At 68.3% G+C, this 4,568-nt stretch carries 3 protein-coding genes; 2 read left to right on the forward strand and 1 reads right to left on the reverse strand.

Annotation, left to right across the window (positions count from 1 at the left end; genetic code table 11):
- Nucleotides 1-71: 71 nt before the first annotated feature.
- Nucleotides 72-1,079, reverse strand: a complete 1,008-nt coding sequence (locus tag ACFWPJ_RS25480; RefSeq protein WP_378854907.1) for an acyl-ACP desaturase — start codon at nt 1,077-1,079, stop codon at nt 72-74.
- A 230-nt stretch (nt 1,080-1,309) separates the two neighbouring features.
- Between ACFWPJ_RS25480 and ACFWPJ_RS25485 the strand changes: the two genes are divergently transcribed.
- The gene (locus tag ACFWPJ_RS25485) at nt 1,310-2,530 is read left to right on the forward strand and encodes a KasA/KasB family beta-ketoacyl-ACP synthase (protein ID WP_378854908.1); all 1,221 of its coding nucleotides are present in this window, start codon (nt 1,310-1,312) and stop codon (nt 2,528-2,530) included.
- A gap of 56 nt (nt 2,531-2,586) precedes the next feature.
- A complete protein-coding gene (gene fadD32 / locus ACFWPJ_RS25490) occupies nt 2,587-4,467 on the forward strand; it encodes a long-chain-fatty-acid--AMP ligase FadD32 (RefSeq protein ID WP_378854909.1) in 1,881 nt (626 codons plus the stop codon).
- Nucleotides 4,468-4,568: the final 101 nt, after the last annotated feature.

Genomic DNA, 4,568 nt, shown 5'->3' on the forward strand with positions numbered 1-4,568 from the left:
CGCCGCTCCCCCCCCGCGCCCCCCCCCCCCCCCCCCGCGCCCCCCCCACGGCCCTCCCTCTGGGGCGGGATTCAGCGGGCAGCGACCCCCATGTTTCGCTCGGCGACCTCGCGTTCGCGCGCCAGCAGCCGGTCGCGCTGCTCCTCGAACTTGAGCACGTCCTTCTCCAGCTTGGCCAGGAATTGCGCGAGGTCGTCGCGTGCCACCTCGCCCGCGGGCCCGAAATCGTTGCGGTCGAAGACGTCCCACTGCTTGAGCACCGGCAGCACGACCTCGTCCAGGTGCTGGCGCAGGTCGTAGATGCCGTGCTTGGCCATCAGCACGCCGTTGCGCCGCCAGCCCGGCATGCCCGCGCCGGGCATCTGGAAGCCCTGCACGATGGTGTTGATCGCCTCGATGGCCTGGTCGGGCGCCAGGTCCAGCGCGGCGGCGCAGAGGTTGCGGTAGAAGATCATGTGCAGGTTCTCGTCGGCGGCGATGCGGGCGAGCATACGGTCGGCGATCGGGTCGTCGCAGACACGGCCGGTATTGCGGTGGCTGACCCGGGTGGCCAGTTCCTGGAAGGTCACGTAGGCGACGGAGTACAGCATGCCGGCCACGGCATTGGCCCTGTAGTCGATGCCGCCGGCCTTGGCGTCGACGACGGCCATCACCGAATATCCGTTGGTCATGTGGATCATCCGCGCCTGCTCGAGGGCCACCGGGTCGACGCCGCGGGTGACCACGAGGTAGTCGCGGATCACGATGCCGTGGCGGTTCTCCTCGGCGGTCCAGCGGCCGACCCAGGTGCCCCACGCGCCGTCCTTGGCGAAGTTCTCGGCGAGCTCGCGGTGGTAGGACGGCAGATTGTCCTCGGTGAGCAGATTGGTGATCATCGCCGCTTTGGCGAGGTCGCTGAGCGTGGATTGCTCTGGGTCCCAATCGATTCCGCCCATGGCAGCGAAGTTGCGACCCTGGTCCCATGGCACGTAGTCGTGCGGGTGCCAGTCCTTGGCCATCGACAGATGGCGGTCGACATTGCTGGCGGCGACCGGTTCGAGTTCGATAAGCAGTTCCAATTGGGTGAGGTTCCTGGCCAATCTCGTGCCCTTTCCGTGAAGTGAAAAGCAAGAGTTGCGCTGGTCCGGTATTGTTGCCCGTCGTCGCCGAGGATAGACCCGGCGCAACGCGCCTCCGAACGACACGGTGCGGAGGGCACTGTTTCTGAATTTGGGCGCGTCGCGCCGACTGCATATACGCTCCACCAGTTCAGCTCCATCAGCGGTTCCCGATCCAGTCGTGGCATAGCTAGAGAGAGTGAGCGAAAAATATGACGGACATCGTGGTCACGAGCCTGGCGGCGACCACGTCGATCGCGGGCGACGTCGACTCGACCTGGAAGGGTCTGCTCAACGGCGAAAGCGGCATCGACGTCCTGGAGGACTCCTTCATCGACGACTTCGACCTGCCGGTGCGGATCGGCGGTCACCTGAAGATCGCCCCCGCCGCCTCGCTGACCCGCGAGGAGGCGCGCAGGCTGTCCTATGTCGAGCAGATGGCCGTGGTCCTCGGTCGCGAGGTGTGGCGCAACGCGGGTAATCCCGAGGTGGACCGCGACCGGCTCGGTGTCTCGATCGGCACCGGACTCGGCGGCGCGGAATCCCTGATCTACGCGCGCGACAGGCTCGGCAACGGCGGCTACCGCAAGGTCTCGCCGCTGACGGTGCAGACGATCATGCCCAACGGTCCCGCCGCCTGCGTCGGCCTCGAATTGGGCGCGCGCGCCGGTGTTTCCACGCCGGTCTCGGCCTGCTCGTCGGGGTCGGAGGCGATCGCCAACGCCTGGCGGATGATCGTGATGGGCGATGCCGACATGGTGGTCACCGGCGGTGTCGAGGGGTCTATCCAGGCGGTGCCGATCGCGGCGTTCACCCAGATGCGCGCCATGAGCACCCGCAACGACGATCCCAAGGCGGCCTCGCGTCCGTTCGACAAGGACCGCGACGGCTTCGTCTTCGGCGAGGCGGGCGCGATGATGGTGATCGAGACCGAGGAGCACGCCAAGGCTCGCGGCGCGACGATCCACGCGCGGCTGCTCGGGGCGGGCGTCACCTCCGACGGATTCCACCTCGTCGCACCGGATCCCGAGGGCACCGGCGCGGCGCGGGCGATGACGCGGGCGATGCAGACCGGCGGGATCAGCCGCACCGATGTCACCCACATCAACGCCCACGCGACCGCGACGCCCATCGGCGACAGCGCCGAGGCCAACGCGATCAGCAAGGCGATCGGCTCGCACGCGTCGGTGTACGCGCCCAAGTCGGCGCTCGGTCATTCGATCGGCGCGGTCGGCGCGCTCGAGGCGGTGCTGACCGTACTGAGCGTGCGCGACAGCATCATTCCGCCCACCCTCAACCTGGACAACCAGGATCCCGAGATAGATCTGGACGTGGTCTCCGGTGAGGCTCGGCGCGGGCGGATCGATTACGCGGTGAACAACTCCTTCGGATTCGGCGGGCACAACGTCGCCGTCGCCTTCGGGCGGTATTGACTCTTCGCCACGGCGGCGCCTCCTACAGATGCATTGTGCGTTGAAAAGGATAGGGAATGATCGGCGAGACTTTCGACGACTATGTGGACGACCTGGGCAATATCCGGATTCCGGGTAACCAGACCTTGATCGACTTCGTCGACAAACACAGCGAGGCCAACGGGGACGATCTGGCCTATCGCTTCATCGACTATTCACGGGAACGGGAGGGGGAATACCAGGAGCTGACCTGGCGGGAATTCGGGGTAAGGCTGCGCGCGGTGGCCGCGCGGCTGCAACAGGTGACCTCGCCCGGTGACCGGGTCGCGGTGCTCGCGCCACAGGGCCTCGACTATGTCGTCGCGCTGTTCGCGGCGGTGTACGCGGGGAATGTGGCCGTGCCGCTGTTCGATCCGGAGGAGCAGGGCCACAGCGACCGGCTGCACGCCGTACTCGGCGACTGCGAGCCGGTCGCGGTGCTCACCGTCGGCACCGCGGCGGCGGGGGTGCGCAAGTTCTTCCGTGAACAGCCCGCCGCGCAACGGCCGAGGATCATCGCGGTCGAGGCGATTCCGGACACCGTCGGCGCGATCTGGCGCAGGCCCGAGATCAGTATCGACAGCGTCGCCTACCTGCAGTACACCTCCGGGTCCACCCGGGTGCCCGCCGGCGTCGAGATCACCCATCGCGCGGTCGGCACCAATCTGCTGCAGATGATCGACGCCATCGGCATCACCGAGAACGCGCGCGGAGTCACCTGGCTGCCGCTGTTCCACGACATGGGGCTGCTGACGGTGATCCTGCCGACGATCGGCGGCAAGTTCATCACCATCATGTCGCCGAGCGCGTTCGTGCGCAGGCCGTCGCGCTGGATCAAGGAACTGGCGGCCCAGGCCGACGGTGCCGAGATCTATTCGGCGGCACCGAACTTCGCCTTCGAGCACGCGGCGGTGCGCGGGCTGCCCAAGGGCGGCGAATCGCTGGACCTGTCGAACGTGATCGGCCTGATCAACGGCAGCGAGCCGGTGTCGGTGGCCTCCATGCGCAAGTTCAACGAGGCCTTCGCGCCGTACGGGTTGTCCAAGAACGCGATCAAGCCCTGCTACGGGATGGCCGAGGCGACGCTGTTCGTCTCGGCGACCAGGCGCGACGACGAGGCCAGGGTGGTCTACGTCGATCGCGGGCAGCTCAACGCGGGCCGGATGGTGGCGGTCGACGAGCATTCCACTGGCGCGGTCGCGCAGGTGTCGTGCGGGTATGTCGCGCGGTCGCAGTGGGCGGTGATCGTCGACCCGGCGACCGGGATCGAGCGCAGGGACGGCGAGGTCGGCGAGATCTGGCTGCACGGCGACAATATGGGCATCGGGTATTGGGGCAGGCAGGGGGATACCGCGGAGACCTTCCACAACCGGGTGACCCGCAATCCCGCGGGCAGCAGGGCCGAGGGCGCACCGGACGACGCGCGGTGGATGCGCACCGGCGACTTCGGCGCCTACCACGACGGCGAGCTGTTCATCACCGGCCGGGTGAAGGACCTGGTGATCGTCGACGGCCGCAACCACTACCCGCAGGACCTCGAGTACTCCGCCCAGGAGGCGAGCACGGCGCTGCGGCCCGGGTTCGTCGCGGCGTTCTCGGTGCAGGCCGGGCAGCTGCCCGCGCCGGTGCTCGAGGCGGGCGGCCCGACCGACGAGGCGGCCGAGCAGCTGGTGATCGTCGCCGAACGCGGTACGGGCGCGGCGAAACTCGACCCGGGGCCGATCGTGGACACAGTGCGCGCGGCGATCGCGGGCAGGCACGGTGTCACCGTGCGTGACCTGCTGCTGGTGCCCGCGGGGTCGATCCCGCGCACGTCGAGCGGCAAGATCGCCCGGCGGGCCTGCAAGGCGGCGTATCTGGACGGGACGCTACGTGGTGGACACCGGCAGGATGCCTATCCGGACGCGCCCGAGGAGTGAGAAACGGGTTTGGCTGCCCGGGGGGTGGGGCGCGCACCAGGGCGGTGGCGGGGGTGGGTAGTCTCGCGGTCTGTGGGTGGCGCGAGGGGTGTCTGTTGGTG

Origin of the sequence: Nocardia sp. NPDC058497, assembly GCF_042720195.1 — a bacterium.
Taxonomy (GTDB): domain Bacteria; phylum Actinomycetota; class Actinomycetes; order Mycobacteriales; family Mycobacteriaceae; genus Nocardia.

Bases quoted from the DNA above. Each gene is read 5' to 3' on its own strand.
- ACFWPJ_RS25485 (WP_378854908.1), top strand. From the start codon at position 1,310: ATGACGGACATCGTGGTCACGAGCCTGGCGGCGACCACGTCGATCGCG.
- fadD32 (WP_378854909.1), top strand. From the start codon at position 2,587: ATGATCGGCGAGACTTTCGACGACTATGTGGACGACCTGGGCAATATC.